This window comes from Psychroserpens burtonensis DSM 12212, from assembly GCF_000425305.1.
Taxonomy (GTDB): Bacteria; Bacteroidota; Bacteroidia; order Flavobacteriales; family Flavobacteriaceae; genus Psychroserpens; species Psychroserpens burtonensis.
Map to the genome: position 1 here is coordinate 108,371 of NZ_KE384346.1, position 21,072 is coordinate 129,442.

Below are 21,072 nucleotides of genomic sequence, written 5' to 3' on the forward strand. Positions count from 1 at the left end.
TGTTATTTATTTTCGATCGTAATGATAGCATCTGTTTTGACTTCTATTGCTTCGGTAGGTATGTCTTCTGCAGGTGCCTCTTTACTAACCCAAATATCACCTTCAGGAGCTTTAGGTTCAGCAGGTGTGGTTCCTTGAAATGTAAGAAGGTAGCTAGCAACTTGTGCCATTTCTGACGGTTTTAAACTTTGTTTCCATGATATCATACCTTTTCCGTCACGACCACCTTCAGAAATTGTTTTAAATACATTTTTAATTCCTCCACCTAAAATCCAGTTTTTATCGGTCAGGTTAGGGCCAATTCCTCCACCGCCATCTGCTTTGTGACAAGCCACACAGTTAGTTTCAAAGATTGTCTTACCATTACTAAGGTCTGAAGCATCGGCTAATAGTGTTACCGTATTAAAGTCTACTAAGTCTTTTGCCGTTTTTTTATACTCTTGAATATCAATTTTGGCCTGAGCGATTTCTGCTTGAAGTTCATCAATTTGGGTGGCACCATTGAATACATGATATTTTACCATATAAACTGCTGCAAAAACAATAGAAGCGTAGAATCCATATTTCCACCAAGGCGGTAAATCATTATCTAATTCTTTAATTCCGTCATAGTTATGATCTAAAATGATCACATGTTCTTGTTCAATAGGTTTTTGACCTAGAGATTTAGAATATAATTTTTGAAGCCACTGTATTAGTTTTGAAGGTGCATTTCGTTTTGTATCGTATCTAGCTTTTGCTTCGGCATCAAGACTTTGATACAATACATTGTCTAATGCACTAGTAATTGCCTCTATGGCAATTAAAATAAGAAGTATAAGTAACAAGAATAACGACACTAAAGGTTGCGCTATAAATGCTGGTTCACCTCCAGAATCTATAACAAGTTCTGTAATTGCGAAAATGATAAAGAATATTACAGGTACTCTTAACCATGATGGTATAGTTCTCATAGTTCTGATGGATTTTGGTTATCTAAAGGGATATTACTCACGGTAGTGATGTAGTCTTTTTTTGCAGTAATGACCCACCAAAATAAGATGACAAAAAAACTGAAAAATATAATTAGGGAAATCAAGGGATATATTTCAATTCCTGCGATGCTTTCCATATGGTTTTTTACAAATTTTAACATGATTAATTAGTTTTGAGTTGTTGAAACGTCCTTAACTTTAATATCTGTACCAAGTCGTTGTAAATAAGCAATGACTGCTACAATTTCTCTATTTCGCATTTCAATGAAAGCTTCTCCACCAGCTTGTTTATCTGCTTCATATGATGACGCAAAATCTGGATCTGTATATAGATTTTTTTCAATTTGAGTACCTTGCTCATCCATCAATTGTTGTGCATTAGCAATTTCTTCGTCTGTATAAGGCACTCCAAGCGTAACCATAACTTTCATTTTAGCCTCGGTTTGTGATTTGTCAAGCGCATCTCTTACGAGCCATTGATAAGAAGGCATAATAGAACCAGAAGAGGTGCTTTGTGGGTCATACATATGGTTTAAGTGCCAATTGTCTGAGTACTTTCCTCCAATTCGATGTAAATCTGGACCTGTACGTTTACTTCCCCAAAGGAATGGATGATCATAAACAAATTCTCCAGCTTTTGAATATTCACCATAGCGTTCAACCTCATTTCTAAATGGACGTACCATTTGTGAATGGCAGCCAACACAGCCTTCTCTTATATATATATCTCGCCCTTCTAGTTCTAAAGGTGTATAAGGTTTTACACTAGCAATAGTTGGGATATTTGATTTTACTAATAATGTTGGTACAATTTGTACGATACCACCAATAAGTATAGCGACGGTAGCCAAAATTGTTAATTTAACAGGCTTACGTTCTAGCCAAGTGTGCCATCCTTCTCCAGCAACACGTCTTTTAGAGACACGCTGAAGTGCAGGAGCTTCTGCAAGTTCGTCGGTGACTTTACTACCTTGTACAATAGTGATAATAACATTGAATACCATGATTAAGGTACCCGTAATAAACAGTGTTCCACCAATGGCACGCATCCAGTATAGTGGCATTATTGCAGTTACTGTTTCTAAGAAATTACCATACACTAAAGTTCCATCTGGATTAAACTGTTTCCACATTGCCCATTGCTGAAAACCAGCTACGTACATTGGTAAGGTGTAAAAGATAATTCCTAATGTGCCAATCCAAAAGTGAAGGTTAGCAAGACCTATAGAATATAATTTTGTTTTAAATAATTTTGGTACTAGGTAGTAGATCATTCCAAAGGTTAAAAACCCATTCCAAGCGAGTGCTCCAACGTGTACGTGAGCGATAATCCAATCTGTGAAATGCGCCATAGCATTTACACTTTTAAGCGATAGCATAGGGCCTTCAAAAGTTGCCATACCATAACCGGTAATGGCGACGACCATAAATTTTAAAACAGGATCTGTACGAACTTTATCCCAGGCACCACGAAGCGTCAGGAGACCATTAATCATTCCTCCCCAAGAAGGCATTAATAACATAACTGAAAAGGCCACCCCAAGGTTTTGAGCCCATTCTGGTAACGCCGTGTATAATAAATGGTGAGGACCAGCCCAAATGTAAATGAATATTAATGACCAAAAGTGAACGATTGAAAGTCTGTAAGAGTAAATCGGTCTATTCGCTGCTTTTGGCACAAAATAATACATCAATCCTAAAAAAGGTGTGGTTAAGAAAAAGGCAACAGCATTATGTCCATACCACCATTGCACTAAGGCATCTTGAACCCCTGCATATACTGAGTAACTTTTTAAACCACTCACTGGTAAAGCTAAACTATTAAAGATATGAAGCACAGCGACGGTTACAAATGTTGCGATATAAAACCAGATGGCTACATATAAATGACGTTGCCTTCTTTTTAATATGGTGCCTATTAAGTTCCAACCAAAAACAACCCAAATAACAGCAATCGCTATATCAAAAGGCCATTCTAATTCAGCGTATTCTTTAGACGTTGTATACCCTAGAGGTAGTGTAATCGCTGCACCAACTATTATAGCTTGCCAACCCCAAAAGTTGATTTTACTTAAGGTATCATTAAACATTCTTGCTTTTAATAACCGTTGTGTCGAGTAATAGACACCAGCAAAAATGGCATTTCCAACAAACGCAAAAATCACCGCATTGGTGTGTAACGGTCTTAAACGACCAAAACTTAACCAGGAGATTCCGCTGGTCATATTTGGAAATAGAAACATGAATGCGAGTAGCAAACCTACTGACATCCCTACAACTCCCCAAATCATGGTGGCGTAGAGGAAATTTTTGACGATTTTGTTATCGTAATGAAACTGTTGAACTTCCATAGTAATTTAATTAGTCTTTTTTGATTTTAATAGATGGTTTTGGTTGCTTTTTAACGAGTTCGTCATCAAAAAGCATTCTAACAGAAGGTGTATAACTATCATCAAACTGTCCTTTTCTCACTGCAGTTATAAATGCAATAAAAAACACAACAGCAATAATAATGCTGATACTTAATAAAATATATATAACACTCATACCTATTAGAAGTTATGGTTCAAAATTACGTTCGAACGCGTTCTTAAAACATGATTTTTATCATGTTTGGAATTTAATGTTGCTCTATTTAAATTATTTTATTCGGAAATATGCAAACACCATATTTCTTCTTTTTATTTTAGCTTTTTACCCAAAAGGTTAGTCGTAATAGTGGTAAATACTACGATACTAATAGAGCTTAAAGGCATCAGAATAGCTGCGATAACGGGAGCTAATTGTCCTGTGACTGCAAAGTAAAGCCCTATGATGTTGTAAATAAATGACAACAGAAAACTCCATTTTATAATCTTGATAGCACTTTTTGAAGCACTAATAAATTTGTTAAGCTGATTGAATTTTGAAGCATCTAAAATGGCATCACAAGCAGGGGAAAACACATTCACGTTTTCTGACAATGCAATGCCAACGTTACTTTGCGCAAGTGCTCCAGCATCATTTAGACCGTCACCAATCATTAATATTTTTGCACCTTCAGTTTGATGATATTTAATGTAGTCTAGCTTATCATCTGGTTTTTGATTGAAAATTAGTTTCGTTTTTGAAGGCAATAACTTTTTGAGATTGTCAAATTCACCTTCATTATCTCCAGACAGAATGACTAAATCGTAGTTCTTCTTCAGTTTGTTGAATAATTTTGATAGTCCTTTTCTATAGCTATTATAAAAGGTGTATTTTCCTTTATATTTATTGTTTGCACTAATGTGCACTTGCGTGTTTAGAATTGTAGATTCTTGAGTACCGACAAAACTTGCTGATCCAATTTTTATATGATTTTCGTTGTAAGTTCCTTCAATCCCTTTTCCTAAATGTTCTTCAAAATGATTGAGTGAAATAATATGATGTTCATCCAAAATATCATAAAGCGTTCTGCTTAATGGATGATTAGAACCACGAAGTGTGTTTTTTAATAATGTTTCTTCTGAAGGGTTTAAAGCCATTCCATCATATTGCGCTCTGCTTTTTTTGTTGGACGTGATGGTGCCAGTTTTATCAAAAATGATGGTGTCAATCTCAGCCAGCTGTTCAATAACAGAAGCGTTTTTGACGTAGAATTTTAACTTTCCGAAGATACGCAGTAAATTTCCAAAGGTAAAAGGAGCAGAGAGTGCAATGGCGCAAGGGCAGGCAATAATGAGAACTGCAGTGAAAACATTCATTGCTTTTGAAGCATCCACAAAAAGCCAAAACGTGGTTGAAACAAAAGCAATACTGAGTACTGCTATCGTGAATTTTTTACTAATTTTATTAGTTAAGGTTGTGAAGCCGTCTTCCTTGTTTTTGCTAAATACATCGTTACTCCACAGCTGTGTGAGGTAACTTTGTTCTACAGATTTTAGTGCTTCCATCTCGATAACTCCAGAGGTTTGTTTCCCTCCTGCAAAGAGTTTGTCACCCGATTTTTTACTCACTGTCTCAGATTCTCCAGTAACGAAACTGTAGTCAATTCGTGCTTTTCCGTTGATTAAGATGCCGTCAACAGGAATCAGTTCTTCATTTCTAATAAGTAAACGATCACCTTTTTTAATGTCATAGACTTGGATTGGGTGTTCGCCCATTTTCGAAGATATTTTAGTTACCGCAATTGGGAAATACGATTTGTAATCGCGTTCAAAAGATAAAAATGTATATGTTTTTTGCTGAAAGAATTTACCGAGTAACAAAAAGAATACGAGTCCTGTTAGACTATCAAAAAACCCCGAGCCGAAATCAAAGATGATGTCTACGGTACTTCTTATAAATAGAACTGCAATACCTAATGCAATTGGGACATCAATGTTTAATAATTTAGATCGTAATCCTTTATATGCTGAGACAAAATAATCACGTCCTGCATAAAAAACAACGGGTAAAGAAAAGGCGAACATTAACCATCGAAATACGGGTTTGTATTGTTCTATCCAAAAACCATCTACTTGAAAATATTCTGGAAATGATAAGAACATTACATTACCAAAGGCAAAGCCAGCAACACCTAACTTATAAATGAGACTTCTATTGACGTTTTGTTGACCGGTTTTAAAATCGTCAAGTGAAATGTAAGGCTCATAGCCAATTGTAGCTAATAATAAAACAACCTCTTTAAGCGATGTAATTTCAGAATTATAGGTGACGCGGACAGTTTTCTTTCCAAAGTTTACTTGAGAAGACGATATATTTGGATTTAATTTATTGAGGTTTTCTAAAATCCAAATACAAGAACTACAGTGAATATGTGGAATGTATAAAGTCGTAATTTGTGTGTTTCCGTCGTTAAATTCGGTGAGTTTTTCAATGATATTTTCTTGAGAAAGGAAATCGTATTTACCTTGAATTTCTTTTGGAACAGCACCAGGAGCTGCTTGTAAATCATAGTAGCAAGTCAAGTCATTCTCTGAGAAAATCTCATAAACCGTCTTACATCCATTACAACAGAAGTTTTTATCATCAAAGGCTATGATTGTGTTATTACAATCATCACCACAGTGGTAACAAGAAATCTTGTCCATAATATTTGCTCATTTATACCTACTGCAAAGGTTGAAAATGAAGTGAATGTAAAATATGATTTTTATCATGTTTTCATTATTTTTGAAATAGAAATACTGGGTATGAGTAGATGTGAACATTGCATAGCAAGACAATTAAACTCAATACGAACATTGACTAAGGTGGAGTTAAAACGTGTGTCACATTGTAAGACCACCAAATACTATAAAAAAGGAGCTATTATCTTTGATGAAGGAGACGCTTTAAACGGTGTGTTTTGCGTTCGTGACGGTATTGCTAAATTGACCAAGTTGAGTCCAAATGGTAAAGATCAAACTGTTAAATTATTGGGTAAAGGTGAACTTCTTGGTCAGCGGTCTGTAATAAGTAATGAGCGCAGCAATTTGAGTGCTGTTGCGCTTAATGATATTGAATTGTGTTATGTGCCAAAAGACCAAACAGTTGACCCTTTGCAAAACAATCAAGTATTTTCTTTTGATGTATTACAGCATTTGGCTAAAGATTTGCGACATGCTGAAAACGATTTAATTGACATGGCGCATAAGACGGTAAAACAGCGCCTCGCACAAGCAATTATGTATGTTGATAAAACCTTTGATGTGGACGATAGCGGCCATTTAAATTTGATTTTATCAAGAGAGGACTATTCCAATTTTGTTGGGACTGCTACTGAGTCTGCAATACGAATTATCTCCCAGTTTAAGAAGGATAATTTGATTTCTACGCAAGGAAAACGGATAAAAATCGAGAATCTCGAAAAACTACAACGTATCGAATAGTTTTATAAAAACTTTACGATAATTGAACTGAAATAGTTGTATTTTTATACAGCTATGAAAGAACAAAATAAATTAAAAAAAGGTTTCGTTTTTAAACCTTATGAATCACCTCACCAGTCCCCTTTTGATAAGCTTTTTGAAATTTTTAAAGAATTAATTACACATACGTCTGGAGATTTTGATGAAGCTATTTCTTGGCTTCGAGAATTAGATAAGGAATATGAATTAACGACTGCTGAATATTCTATTGATGATTTTATTGGAGACCTTAAAAAGAAAGGGTACATAAAAGAAGAAATTGATCCAGATGGAAATGGAGGTATGGCAATTACGGCAAAAACAGAACGTGCTATTAGACAACAAGCTTTGGAGCATATCTTCGGAAAAATAAAGCGAAGTGGCCAAGGTAATCATAAAAGTAAAAGTCCGGGAATTGGAGACGAGCATACTGGTGATTTTAGGAATTATCAATTTGGTGATGCTTTAGATAAAGTCTCAATGACCGAAAGTCTTCGTAACGCTCAAATTAATCACGGTATTGACAATTTCAATATTACTGAAGATGATTTGGTGGTTGAAGAGACCATGCACAAATCACAGATGAGTACCGTTTTGATGATTGATATTAGCCATAGTATGATTTTGTATGGCGAGGATCGCATCACTCCAGCAAAGCGCGTTGCAATGGCTTTAGCAGAACTCATAACGACGCGTTACCCAAAAGATACGTTAGATATTATTGTCTTCGGAAATGATTCTTGGCAAATAGAAATTAAAGATTTACCTTATTTAAAAGTAGGTCCTTATCACACAAATACAGTTGCAGGACTGCAATTGGCCATGGATCTACTGCGAAGAAAACGTAATACTAATAAGCAGATTTTTATGATAACCGACGGGAAACCGAGTTGTTTAAAGTTACCTGATGGTCAATATTATAAAGATAGCAATGGGCTCAATCCATACATTACAAATAAATGTTACGCTATGGCAGGTCAAGCCAGAAAACTGCACATACCTATAACCACATTTATGATTGCTCAGGACCAATACTTGATGCAATTTGTTCAAGAATTTACAAAAGCTAATCAAGGCAAAGCTTTTTATACAGGTCTTAAAGGCTTAGGTGAAATGATTTTTGAAGATTATGAGACGAATAGGAAGAAACGTATAAAGGGGTAAGATCCCATCCCAAACTTCCCAGAGGGAAGTAGCAAATCGCAGATATTTTATATGAGAATATCAAATAACAAAAAAATTATAATTATTAAATTTAAAAAGCCCAAAACAGTTCCCTTTCCTTTGGAAAGGGTTAGGGACAGGAATATGAAAATTGAAACTACAAAAACACTAGGAGAATTAAAAAAAGCAGGTTATCAATCAAAATCTATAAAAGATGAATTGCGTAATAACCTGATTGAAAAAATTAAAAATAAAGAGACTGCTTTTGAAGGTGTACACGGTTACGAAAATACTGTGATTCCAGAATTAGAGCGCGCCATATTATCAAGACATAACATTAATTTATTAGGGCTTCGCGGACAAGCAAAAACAAGATTAGCACGTTTGATGTTGAATTTATTAGATGCGTATATTCCTGTGGTGGAAGGCTCTGAGATTAATGATGATCCATTACATCCAATATCCCGTTTTGCTAAGGAATTAATTATTGAAAAAGGTGATGATACACCAATTACATGGATGCATAGAAGCGAGCGTTTTGCTGAAAAACTGGCAACTCCAGATGTCACTGTAGCAGATTTAATTGGTGACGTAGATCCAATTAAAGCTGCGAACTTAAAATTAAGTTATGCAGATGATCGCGTGATTCATTACGGAATGATACCAAGAGCTAACCGTTGCATTTTTGTGATCAATGAGTTACCAGATTTACAAGCGAGAATACAAGTCGCCTTATTTAATATTTTACAGGAAGGTGATATTCAAATTCGTGGATTTAAATTAAGACTGCCTTTAGATGTGCAATTTATTTTTACTGCAAACCCTGAAGATTATACTAATAGAGGAAGCATAGTAACGCCTTTAAAAGATAGAATTGGGAGTCAGATTTTAACACATTATCCTACAGATATTGAAACGGCGCGTTTAATCACGGAGCAGGAAGCTAAAGTTGTAGAAGCTCAAAAAGATTCAGTTATTGTTCCAGATTTGGCGCGTGATCTTTTGGAGCAAATTGTATTTGAAGCAAGAGAAAGTGAATTCATAGATGCAAAAAGTGGTGTGAGTGCGCGTTTAAGTATAACCGCTTTAGAGAATTTGTTGAGTACAGCAGAACGTCGTGCTTTGCGAGTAGGAGACGATAAAACGATGTTACGATTGAGTGACTTTGTTGGGATTATACCATCAATCACAGGTAAAGTAGAGTTGGTTTATGAAGGCGAGCAAGAAGGTGCTGCAATGGTCGCTTATAATTTAATAGGTGAGGCAGTAAAGAGTTTGTTTCCAGAGTTCTTTCCGAAGATAGAAAAGTTAAAGAAAGAAGATGAAGATACGCCTTATGACGCTATTGTTTCTTGGTTTTTCAACGAACAAGATGGGTTTGAAATCTTAGATGATTTGAGAGATAAAGAATATATGGCTTTATTAGATGCTGTTTCTCCATTAGGAGATTTATTGGCAGAACATCAACCTAATCTTAAAAAAGAGGAAAGTTATTTTGTAAAGGAGTTTGTGCTTTGGGCTTTAGTAGAGTTTAAGCAGTTAAGTAAATACCGTTTTACTAAAGGGATTCAATTTAAGGACCCTTATGGAAGTTATATTAGTGGGATATAATAACTAAGTATCTATACTTTTAATACTAGTATCGCAGAGATTAAAAGTCTCTGCGATTTTTTTTGTCTTGTTTTCTGTGTTGTTTCATGATTTAGTGAGGTAAATAGATGTTTAAATAGAAAGGAGCAATTTTAGTATCGTTAGCAAGCGCTTTTGGGTTTTCGTGAATTGCGTCTTTTAGAGTTTCTGTATAACACTTTTTTCAATGTTATCTAATGCTGTCTAGTTGCTGTTTTGTTTTACGATTTGTATTGACTTGTATGTCCTTTATGTATTAGGTTTTCTTTAATTAGTAGTTTTTATTTCATGTACACCAGACACTTTTATGTATTCTTTTGTAGACATAGTGTTTACGTTTTTGACGTTATAGAAGGTCAAATAAACACTATTTTATTATGATAATTATTGATAAGATAAGGTCTCTAGATTGGATTTGTTTTAAGCTGCTTTGACTCAAATTTGAGACTTAATACGTTGAATAGATTGTTTTTCTGCTGCCTTTTTATTCAGTTCAATAACGTATTTCATCGATTTTATTAATTTTTTATGCACTTTATCGAGTTTATATTACACTTTATCTGAATAATTATTATATTTAGTTTTTGAAATTATAAATTTACACAGGATATTGGAATTGTATATAATTTTTACAATGAAATATTTGGCCCCAAGCCTATGAAACTTTAATACCTATTTAATACAGCACTAGCTGTTACGTCGTGTCTTATTTTTCTGAAGTCTGTTTTACAGATAACTTAGGATTATCTTATGTCATGCACGTAGTTAACAAATCGGTAATGCGCTTCATATTATTTTTTCAATATCTAATTAATCCAAAATACATTTCGTAATAACGAAAGTATGTCCCTCGTTGTGTCCACTACTATACATTGTATTAGTGTCGACACATCCAATAAAAAATTATTATTAATATAATAAAGTAAGGGATTTACTTAAACAATGGTGCCATACATCATTAAAAACTATTATTATGAAAGCTGTTAACCACTTTAGAAGGCCTACAATCACAAGGGTATTTATTTTAATTTTCTTGTTCGTTCTTAATACCGTTTTAGCGTTTGCTCAGCAATCTGAAGCTAATAACGTAACTAATTCCACCAGTAATACAGTCTCAAATCCATTTGATATCCAAGATATGTCTTCAGAGTCGTCTTTGACTATGTGTGAAACCACCGTTATAAACTTCTCGACTTTTGAAAGTGGATTAAATGGATGGACGATTGGTGGTGGCGATGCACAAAGAATAAATAATACGTCATGGTCGTATAATGGAAACTATAGTATAAGATTGAGGGATGATGATGCTACTGGTAATGCTTCTTCAATTTTATCTCCGTTATTTAATATTTCGACACTTGACAAAGTAGATTTTAAATTCTTTTTCAAACCTAATGGAATGGAGAATGGAGAAGATTTTTTTATTGAGTATAGTAGTGATGCAGGTTCCAATTGGACTATTGTTGGAACTTTTGTTAGTGGTTCTGTTGCAAGTAAAACAGCAGATTTTGAGGCGACTACTTCAGCTATAAGTTATAGTAAAACAGTAACTATATTTAAAACAGATCATTCATTTCCAGCCGGAAATAATGCGAGATTTAGAGTGCGTTGTGACGCAAGTGAAGATAACGACATGATATATCTTGACGACGTTAAAATATCTGGAGTTTCATTTTGTACACCAACAAAAGCACCAGGAGGAATAACATCAAATTTAGATTTATGGCTAAAGGCAGATAAGTTAAATGGAATCACTCATGCATCAGATGGTTCTCCTGTTAGCCAATGGGTTGATATGGGTAAAGGAAATAATGCAGAGGTTGTGGTGCCTGGTCAAGAACCGGTTTACAGAAACAGTATTGCACGTAACTTTAATTTTAACCCTGTTATTGATTTTGAGAATAATCATACTACTGCAAATCGTGACATGACCTATATTATTAGTAATGGAAGCAGAGATGAATTGAAAGGAACAGGTGGCTTTAACACAAATGATATGTTTGTTGTATTAATGCCAGACCCTACAATAACAGCGTCAATGATTCCATTAGATACGTTTACAAGTACTGATCCAGACGGCGAGACTTATACTGAGGATATTACTGGATTTGGATATGGAGGATATACCGCTAGATTTCATAATGAAAGACTCGCGTATTGTATAGCGACGACGAATGAAACGTCCTCTAGTGATCCTAATTATGAAAATGGTTATGGTAGAGCCGATACTGGGACGGGAACTGATTACAATCAAATACAAATAGTAAATGTTAGACAAAATGCTGCACTCTTAGATATGGAGTTGTTCTTCAATGCTAATCAAGTTGGAACAGCAACTAATGATATTTCTAAATATAAAATGATTAATAATGGTAGATATTGGTTGGGAAGAAGTCAGTATTGGAATGGAAGTTTTGATGGTCGTATTGCTGAGGTTATTACTTATAATTCTAGAAAGTCTGATGGTGATTTAACACAAGAACGTAACAGAATTCAGTCTTACCTTGCTATTAAATACGGTATTACCTTAGGAGTAAATGGTACTTCGCAGGACTATGTGAATAGCAATGGAAATCTCATTTGGGATCAATCTCTTAACCTTGGTTATAATTATGATGTTGCAGGTATTGGTAGGGATGATGTTTCAGAATTATACCAAAAACAATCTAGAAGTGTCAATGATGCTGCAGATGTAGGAGGAAGAACTGAAGGAATTATAACTATGGGTTTAGATAATATATATGATACTAATACAACGAATATAACATCTAATCCCGTAAAGTTTGATAATAGGGAATACTTGGTATGGGGAAATAATGGTGAAGATTTAAATTTAGCGGCATCCACAATATCTGTAAATATGAGTTCAGGTATCTCTCCATCTTTAACTACAAATGTCTCTTTTACAGCAATGAAACGTGTTTGGAAAGTCATGGAAACTGGCGGAGATATCCCTTCGGTAAAAGTTAGAATACCACAAGATGCGATTAGAAATATCATACCTCCAGGCAGCTTTTATATGTTTATATCTAGTACTGGTGTTTTTGACCCAACTGCAGATTATAGAATAATGACATCAGATGGTAATGGTAATCTTGAAACAGATTATGATTTTGATGGGACAAAATACATCACTTTTGGATATGCTCCAAGAGTTGAAGTTGTACGTTCAGTATTGTTTGATGGAAATGTTGACTATGTGGATATGGAAGATGCCTTAAACCTAAATAACTCTGAGTTCACTATTTCGGCATGGATAAAAAGAGATCCATCAGATTTTTATGTAAAATCAATTATTTCTAAAAGAGATAACCCTTTTACTAAAGGTTATGATTTAAGAATTTTAAATACGAATAAAATTCAAATGTATTGGAAAAATGGATCTGACCAGATTTTAGTATCTAATACTGCTATTCCAAAGAATGAATGGCATCATGTTGCTGTGATTTATGATGGTACTCAAGCTTCTATATATATAGATGGTGTTTTAGATATTTCTGCCAACAGAACTAATCCAATTGATACAAACGAATCTTTCTACATTGCAGCTGCTGGTAAAAATAGTCCGACACAACATTTTGGAGGGAATATTGATGAAGTTCGTGTTTGGGATATAGATCTTACTCCTGCTCAATTGAGATTTATTATGAATCAAGAAATAGAAGACAACTCTAATTTTGTTGCTGGTAAAATAATGCCAATAACAATTTCTAAAAATGATGTAGGATCTATTCCTTGGTCTAAGCTAGCAGGCTATTATCCAATGTCTGTGTATACCTATACAAATACTGAAGATGCTTCTGGAAATGGGCATCAAGGTGCTCTTAGGAATTTAAATACCGTAGATAGGCAAACAGCTCCATTACCATATGCATCGAATACTAATGGTAATTGGGAAACTAGTTCTACATGGGTTAATGGTGCACTTCAGACGATTCCAGGAACGAAGTCGATTGTGAATTCATCAACGTATATAGATTGGAATATTGTTCAAACCTCACACAATTTGACTTTAGATAATACTTCTATTACTTCTGGAAACAGATCGCTACTAGGATTATTTGTGAATTCAAATAAAATAACTATTTCGGGAAACAACGCTACAAAAACTGGGTTTGGTTTGACTGTAACACACTATTTGAAATTAAATGGTGATATCGACTTACAAGGTGAATCGCAATTAATACAAACTATAAAAAGTGATTTAGATATTTCAAGCTCTGGAAGTTTAGAAAAGGATCAGCAAGGAACTAGAGATTTATTTACTTATAATTATTGGTCTTCTCCTGTTGGAAGCACAAGTACGTTATCTAATAATACAAATTATACAGTGAACTCCATCTTTAAAGATGGTACAAATACGGTTTCACCAATAAATATAAATTTTATAACCAGTGGATATGATGGTAATGCTGGTTCGCCAATTAGTATAGCAGATTACTGGATTTGGAAGTTCGCCAATCAGCCAGATGATATGTATTCAGCTTGGCAACAGGTAAGAAGTACTGGTAATTTAAGTCCGGGTGAAGGGTTTACCATGAAGGGTGTTACCAATACTTCTGGGAACGTATCCTTAGAACAAAATTATGTGCTAAAGGGAAAACCTAATAATGGGGATATCACTTTACCTTTAACAGCAGGGAATGATTATTTAGTAGGGAACCCTTATGCTTCTGCAATAGATGCGCACGCTTTTATCATGGAAAATGCGCCTACTATTGAAGGTAGTGGTAATACAACAGGGACATTATATTTTTGGGAACATTGGGGTGGTGGTTCTCATAATTTAGCAGAATATCAAGGCGGTTACGCAACTTATAATTTAGCAGGCGCAGTTCCAGCTGTTGCTTATGGTACAGCAGATCCTGATGTAGACCAAAACTCATTGATAGGAACTAAACTTCCAGGTAGATATATTCCAGTTGGACAAGGCTTCTTTGTCGTAGGAGAAAACACAGGAACTATTAGATTTAATAATAGTCAGCGTATATTTAAAACTGAAGCGACTAGTGCATCTACGTTTATGAGAACCGATTCGGCATCATCAAGTAATCAAGGCTCAGAAGGTAATGGTGACACACGAATGAAAATAGGACTAAAATTTAATTCTATCAATACATATACTCGAAAAATATTAGTTACAGCAGATGAAAATGCAACAATGGGCTATGATTGGGGTTATGATGCAGAGTTATACGAGAACCAAGCAGAAGATATGTATTGGTTGATAGATGACGGTAAATTTGTAATTCAAGGTATTAATAACCTTACAACCGAAACAGTTCTTCCAATAGGTATCCATACATCAGAAGATGGTTCAAATAGTATCTCTATTGATAAATTAGAGAACATACCAGACGCTATGGATATCTTTATTCATGATATAGAATTAGGATTATATTTTAATCTTAAGGAAGCAGATTATAGTTTTACATCTCAAGCAGGTATTCACTTAGATCGTTTTGAAATTGTATTTAACAATGAAGACACCTTAAGTTTAGAAACGGCAGAAATAGAATCAAACATATTAGACATCTTATATGATAAAGATAATAAAGATATCACAATTTTAAATCCTCAAAATTTGAGTATTGAAGGCTATGAGCTCATTACAATACTAGGTCAAAGTGTATTAGTCTCAAATGCATTAACGACAGCGAATGAAATAAAGCTAGATACAAAATCATTAAGTATTGGGGCTTATGTTGTAAAAGTAAAAACCGAAAGAGAACATGTATCAAAGAAGGTTATGGTGAATTAGTTAGTTTTTTAAATTAAGTCAATAAAAAGGCTGCCTCCTAGAGGTGGCCTTTTTGTTTTAAGATGATCTTATCTTTTGAAGAAAACTAAAAGTATAATCGGCTTTATTTTGTAATTTATTGATAAGTAGTAATCTATGTGGTTAGTGTTATGTGTTTAAAAGGACTATCACATAATCGATTATATTAACCTTTTTACTCATTTGAACGAGAATGTAATGCAAATTATCGGGTTTGTAATCGATGTGCTGTACTTTGATTCTACCTTTGGTCTTGTATTGGAATTGTAGTATTTACAATTAAATATTTGGCCCCAAGCCTATGAAATTAATTATTCATTTTAATTTCAAAATATTTTTTCAATGCAAGATTAATCCTAATACTTTTCATAAGCGAAGTATTCTCCCTCAAGTGCAAAGGTTTACATATAAACCTTAAAAACACACAAGTATTAAATAAAGAGAATTTAACTAAGCGATGATGTTTTACATCATTATTATTATTATTAACATGTAATTATGAAAATTATGGCAACAATTTTACTCAAAACTTTAAAAAAATCATTCGTAGGTACTTTTATTCTAATATTGAGTACTACGAGTTTATTCGCTACTAATCCTTCAAATGTTTCTGATGATTCAGATCAAAGAATGAAGATTAGTCTAATGCTTAATTCTGCAGGTACATACGAAAGAGAATTATTTGTAATGGCAGATGAAAATGCAACACCTGGATATGATTCAGGTTTTGATACAGCAATTGATACAATGCAAGATGAGGATATGTACTGGTTAATTAATTCAGGAAAATATATCGAGCAAGGTATCAATGAAATTAATGAAGAAACTATTATTAAAATAGGAATGCATACCTATGCTAATGGTCTCAATACGATTTCAATTCATAAACTTGAAAATATTCCTAGTACAATGAAAATATTTATGCATGATAAAACTTTAGGTGAATATCATAGTATTAAAGACGGAGCTTATGAAGTGTATTTAGATGCTGGGGTGTATTTAAATAGATTTGAAATTGTGTTTTCTCAACCAGAAACATTGGGTGTCTCTCAAATTGAAACTAGAGAGAATCAATTAGATATACGTTTTTATTATGCAACAAATAAGATTGAAATAGTCAACAATGCTAATATTAATATAGAAAGTGTAAATGTATATTCTCTTTTAGGACAATCTGTATATACGTCGAATACATCAAATTCAAATAATAAAATAAATATCAATACTAATGCCATGAGCACAGGTACCTACATTGTTATTGTAAGTACTGAATATGGTGTTAATTCAAAGAAAATTTTAGTTAATTAGTTAGTTTTTCATGTTAGTTTAAAGACCGCTTTCGAGCGGTCTTTTTTATTTCAATACGATGTCGTTTGGGGTAGTAATCTAAAAACAAGACCCTTTTTTCCTTAAAATAAATTATTTATCTATCTCATGATTTCATTTGGAAACACAATAACACTTTCAAAACCGTCTTTATCGACAGATGCAATTCCGAAGTAAAAATTATCAATCACAATACCTTCCAAACTAAATTCATTAACATTACCAACATATCTACTGTAGTCCCAAGTGGGAGATGTTGTATCTCTCCAGTATATCTTGTAGCCTTTGGCTCCATCAACAGTATTCCATTTTAGTTTGACAGACGCTTCTACAATTCCACCAATTGCAACTGTAGTTGGCGCAGGAGGAGCAGAGGCTAAGCTTGCCATATTAATCGCATTTACTGCTGTCAATTTTTTAGCATAACCAAAGTTTACATGCTCAAATGTATCTCCATAGTTAATACCATTTTCAGTACGTATGTCTTGATGCTGTTGTGTGTAATTTTCATGTGCTTCCATAATTCTAATTCCTGGAAACCCTAAATCATTAAACGGTCTATGATGACCACCGCGTCCAAAACGATCTAAACGATAGACCATCATCGGGTTCATTTCTGGCATATATGTTTTAACGGTGTTGTGGACGTATCTAGCTAACTGTCTAGAAATTCCATCAACTTCTCCACCATAAAACCGTCTAGCAGTTCTTTGTTGTTGAGTTTCGTTTGGAGGTACAGGTTCAGAGAATATTCTAAACGTGCGATTATCAATAACCCCATCTATACCTTCAATATTTCCAATCATGTCATTGTTTAAAATTCCAATAATGTCCCAACCTTTATCTTGCGCATATTTTGCTAACCCTGCACCACCAAATAGGCCTTGCTCTTCGCCAGATAAACCAACATAAAGGATACTGCTTTCAAATTTATATTGTGATAATACTCGCGCAGCTTCAATGGCTCCAGCCATACCAGAAGCGTTGTCGTTCGCTCCGGGAGCATCTGTTGTGAAGTCCATGGTATCACTAGCTCTAGAATCTATATCACCACTCATTATGATATAACGGTTTGGATATGTTGTGCCTTTTTGTATCGCAATGACATTGACTACCCAAGCATCATGGGGTACACGACGATTACCTTCTTTGGTTACAAAATCTTTTTGGTAAAAGACATTGAGGCAGTTTTCACAATCTTTAGAAATAGTCTCAAATTCATTTTTTATCCAACGTCTGGCGGCTCCAATTCCTCTCGTGGTGCTTATGGTGTCGCTAAAGGTGTTTCTTGTGCCAAACTCTGTGAGCGTTTTTACATCCTCTCTTAATCTTTCTTCGGAAACAGTATCAATAATATCATATATTTTTTGATGGGTTTGAGCAGAAATAGTTGTTACTGCTATGAGACATAGAAATAGTGCTTTCATAAAAATTATTTATTGTATAAATTTAAAAAATAAGTTTCTTACTTCATCGGTATTTTTGATATAAAACTTAGCCGCCATTTTTTTTAAGCTTAGTTTACCAGTCTATACAGATTTTACAATATTTGAAACCAATTATTTATTAGTTCAAGCATTAGCTAAGAAAGTAGAGAGATCATGATTAGAAGCTAATGTCCTTGCTGCAGGGGTAATTTTTGATGGTTGTTTTTAGCCAAACAAAAGGGTCTGTAATAATCTTTGCTATTCTTTTTTATTGTGTTGTTCTGAGTTTTGTATGAAATAACGAATAACAGAGCGGGCTGTTCATAATGGCCTCAAACAAAATTTAAATACTGCTTATGGATTTGTAGTTTATTAGTTCTAAAACCTCAAAAAATAATACAATGAATTTCTAAGTTTATTACTTCGTGATAGTAAAGTAAAACGTACTACCTACTCCAATTTTTGAGTCAAACCATACTTTACCGCCATTCGATTCAATCATTTTTTTAACAATGGATAATCCAATACCACTAGAGTCTGTTCTGCTATTTAGTTTTTTAAAGCTGTCAAAGACAATTTCAAAATGCTCTTCAGCAATACCAATTCCGTTATCTTTTACAGTGAACTGAACATAATCACTATGTTCTTCCCAGTCAATTTTAATGAAGCTCTTTTTATCTATATCTCTATATTTACAAGCATTTTCTATTATATTTTGGAATATTTGCCTTGTTTTTACCTCGTTTAAATGAACAGAAGGAAGTGGTTTTAATATTTTTATATCTATATCATCAATGACGCCACGATATAAAATATTTATTATAGACTCAACAATTGGTTGCACTTCTGTTGGGCTGTTTTTTGTTTTGGATGTTCTATTCCCAGAATATAACAATGTGCTAGAAATAAGCTTATCCATATCAATCAGAGCACTTTTAATGGTAGAGATATATTCTAAACTTTCTTCGTTTAAATGATCCTTATTATCTTCATTTAGCCAGTTAATGCATGAAGATACCGTCATAAGTGGTGTTTTAAGATCGTGCGATACCATGTGCGCATAATTAGAAAGCTCGTCATTTCTGCCCGTTAAATCTGAAATTAAATTTTCATTACTAACAATTAGTTTTTTTAGTGGTGTAATGTCTAAATGAACACCGATAGAACCAATAACTTTATTTTTAAGATTGGTATTAGGAGCTCCACTAATAAGCCAATATTTTATTTCTCCACTTTTAGTAATAACTTCAATTTCGTATATATCACTCACACTGTTATGTCGGATTCGATTTTTATCATCAATAATTTTTCTATTATTTTTATTTAATAAAATATTTTTAGCTATTTTTCCTACTAGTTCTCCAGAAGTATAACCGCACATTCGCGTAAAAGCACTATTTACACTTATGGTGACATCATTATTATCAACTTCCATTAAGCCTAAATTAATATTGTCAATAATACTTTTATATTTTCTATTTTGACGCTCTAAACTTTTATCATAGTTTGTTTGAGAAGTCACATCTTTATATCCCCAAATATAAGCCTGTAAACGTTTGTTGTGAAAAATAGGTGTGAAATCTCTCGATATATACCGGCCATCTTTTAATTCTAAAATTTCATTTAAAACGACCTGTTCCTTTTTAAGAATGTCATGAATCCTAGTAGTAAACAAGTCTTCCTCAGTAAAAAATGGTTTCAACATCTCTCTAGCTGAATCGCATGTCAAACCTATTAGTTTTTGTTCGTCCTCAATAGGGATGTTAAACATTTTTAAAAAGCTATGGCTCACGGTTTCTATGAGGCCCTCTGCAGATTCAATGACTCTAGGGATAGAATCGCTTTTGAAAACAATTTCTAATCTGTGTTTAGCTTCTTCTAATTCAATTTGTTTATTTGATTTATCAAGTTCATGAATAGCATTTTTTAAATAAAGACTGATTAATGTAGAAATTCGTGATAAAACATCTAATTGTTGTTCGCGAAAAAAGTCTTTTTTAGGATGCTCGGCATCAATTATTCCAACTAATTCATCACCTAGTAAAATGGGAACTGTAATTTCAGAAAAACGTACTTCGCCATCAGCAATATAATTTTCATGTTTACTGGTGTCTCTTATAATACTGCCTTTTTTACTTGCGGCTACACTGCCCACAATACCTTGGTTGGCTTTAAATTTTAGCCTATTCTTTATTTTCTTGTTACTATCTAATTTTATATCAGTAGCAGCCATTTGAACAAGTTCTTCATTTATGAATGCATAAAAAACACAGTCGTCAGTGCCTAGGAATTTTGCAATATGCTTAACGAGATTTGTGGCATTAATTTTAATATCGTCACTAGCTAATAAATCTTTTAGAATCAAAGTTTCAAAATGCAATATTTTTTGTTGTTCTTCAAATTTTTTGTTTCTTATCGTTTGTTTGGTGATGTCTCTAACGATGGCTTGATAAGCGTAGGGTTTGTTTTTTGAATTAATTAAAAGTCTCGCTTTTATGGTTACATATTTTTTTTCTTTTTTCTTATTTATAAAGTCAAATAGAAGTAATTTTTTTTCATTATAATTCTCTTTTTTAAAGAGTTTATAAAGCTTTTTTTTGTTTCTCGTAATGAGGTAGCTTAAATCTTTTGGTGTTTCTTTTTCCGAAAATCCAATGAGCTTAAGTGCTTCTTTATTTATTTTTAAAATATTACCTTTAAAATCAACAACAATTAAGGCTTCGACTAAATTATCTAAAAGATTTTGTTGAAACTCTTCTTCGCTTAACAGGCTTTTCGATAGAGAAATATTTTTGTTATAGAAGTCTCTAAGTTGCTTTTCAATGAAACCTTCGGCAACCTCTTTGGCTTTGCGTTCTCTTTTGAGTGCTCTTGTTAAGATGTTTATGTTAGCAGTATTAGGAATCACAGATTTCTTTATT

The 21,072-nt window shown here is 33.6% G+C and carries 12 protein-coding genes; 5 read left to right on the plus strand and 7 right to left on the minus strand.

Annotation, left to right across the window (positions count from 1 at the left end; genetic code table 11):
* Positions 1-2: 2 nt before the first annotated feature.
* The 5 genes from H593_RS19530 to H593_RS0116005 all read right to left on the minus strand — a co-directional run bounded on the left by H593_RS19530 (position 3) and on the right by H593_RS0116005 (position 6,028).
* Complete coding sequence (locus H593_RS19530; protein ID WP_037052725.1) at positions 3-953, minus strand: cbb3-type cytochrome c oxidase N-terminal domain-containing protein; 951 nt, start codon at positions 951-953, stop codon at positions 3-5.
* The gene (locus H593_RS0115990) at positions 950-1,135 is read right to left on the minus strand and encodes a hypothetical protein (RefSeq protein WP_028873341.1); all 186 of its coding nucleotides are present in this window, start codon (positions 1,133-1,135) and stop codon (positions 950-952) included. Before H593_RS0115990 ends, H593_RS19530 begins: the two co-directional genes overlap by 4 nt.
* 6 nt (positions 1,136-1,141) lie before the next feature.
* Positions 1,142-3,325: a cytochrome-c oxidase, cbb3-type subunit I gene (gene ccoN / locus H593_RS0115995; RefSeq protein WP_028873342.1), complete on the minus strand. Its 2,184-nt coding sequence runs from the start codon at positions 3,323-3,325 to the stop codon at positions 1,142-1,144.
* A gap of 10 nt (positions 3,326-3,335) precedes the next feature.
* Positions 3,336-3,521 carry a cbb3-type cytochrome oxidase assembly protein CcoS gene (ccoS, locus tag H593_RS0116000; RefSeq protein WP_028873343.1) on the minus strand — a complete coding sequence of 62 codons (186 nt, stop codon included), beginning with the start codon at positions 3,519-3,521 and terminating at the stop codon, positions 3,336-3,338.
* A gap of 134 nt (positions 3,522-3,655) precedes the next feature.
* Complete coding sequence (locus H593_RS0116005; protein WP_028873344.1) at positions 3,656-6,028, minus strand: heavy metal translocating P-type ATPase; 2,373 nt, start codon at positions 6,026-6,028, stop codon at positions 3,656-3,658.
* Between H593_RS0116005 and H593_RS0116010 the strand changes: the two genes are divergently transcribed.
* The 5 genes from H593_RS0116010 to H593_RS0116030 all read left to right on the plus strand — a co-directional run bounded on the left by H593_RS0116010 (position 6,005) and on the right by H593_RS0116030 (position 16,706).
* Positions 6,005-6,808 carry a Crp/Fnr family transcriptional regulator gene (locus H593_RS0116010; protein WP_342663094.1) on the plus strand — a complete coding sequence of 268 codons (804 nt, stop codon included), beginning with the start codon at positions 6,005-6,007 and terminating at the stop codon, positions 6,806-6,808. The two genes, H593_RS0116005 and H593_RS0116010, sit on opposite strands and share 24 nt — an antisense overlap.
* A 54-nt stretch (positions 6,809-6,862) precedes the next feature.
* A complete protein-coding gene (locus H593_RS0116015; RefSeq protein WP_028873346.1) occupies positions 6,863-7,990 on the plus strand; it encodes a vWA domain-containing protein in 1,128 nt (375 codons plus the stop codon).
* 144 nt (positions 7,991-8,134) lie between these two features.
* Positions 8,135-9,601 carry a sigma 54-interacting transcriptional regulator gene (locus H593_RS0116020; RefSeq protein ID WP_028873347.1) on the plus strand — a complete coding sequence of 489 codons (1,467 nt, stop codon included), beginning with the start codon at positions 8,135-8,137 and terminating at the stop codon, positions 9,599-9,601.
* A gap of 991 nt (positions 9,602-10,592) precedes the next feature.
* On the plus strand, positions 10,593-15,380 hold the full coding sequence (locus tag H593_RS19535; RefSeq protein ID WP_245585070.1) for a DUF8202 domain-containing protein: 4,788 nt from the start codon (positions 10,593-10,595) through the stop codon (positions 15,378-15,380).
* Positions 15,381-15,905: 525 nt separating this feature from the next.
* The gene (locus H593_RS0116030) at positions 15,906-16,706 is read left to right on the plus strand and encodes a T9SS type A sorting domain-containing protein (RefSeq protein WP_169338379.1); all 801 of its coding nucleotides are present in this window, start codon (positions 15,906-15,908) and stop codon (positions 16,704-16,706) included.
* Between the two features lie 119 nt (positions 16,707-16,825).
* Here H593_RS0116030 and H593_RS0116035 read toward each other — a convergent pair whose 3' ends face one another.
* A complete protein-coding gene (locus H593_RS0116035) occupies positions 16,826-18,151 on the minus strand; it encodes a M28 family peptidase (protein ID WP_028873349.1) in 1,326 nt (441 codons plus the stop codon).
* Between the two features lie 418 nt (positions 18,152-18,569).
* The gene (locus tag H593_RS20235) at positions 18,570-21,059 is read right to left on the minus strand and encodes a PAS domain S-box protein (RefSeq protein ID WP_028873350.1); all 2,490 of its coding nucleotides are present in this window, start codon (positions 21,057-21,059) and stop codon (positions 18,570-18,572) included.
* Positions 21,060-21,072 lie beyond the last annotated feature (13 nt).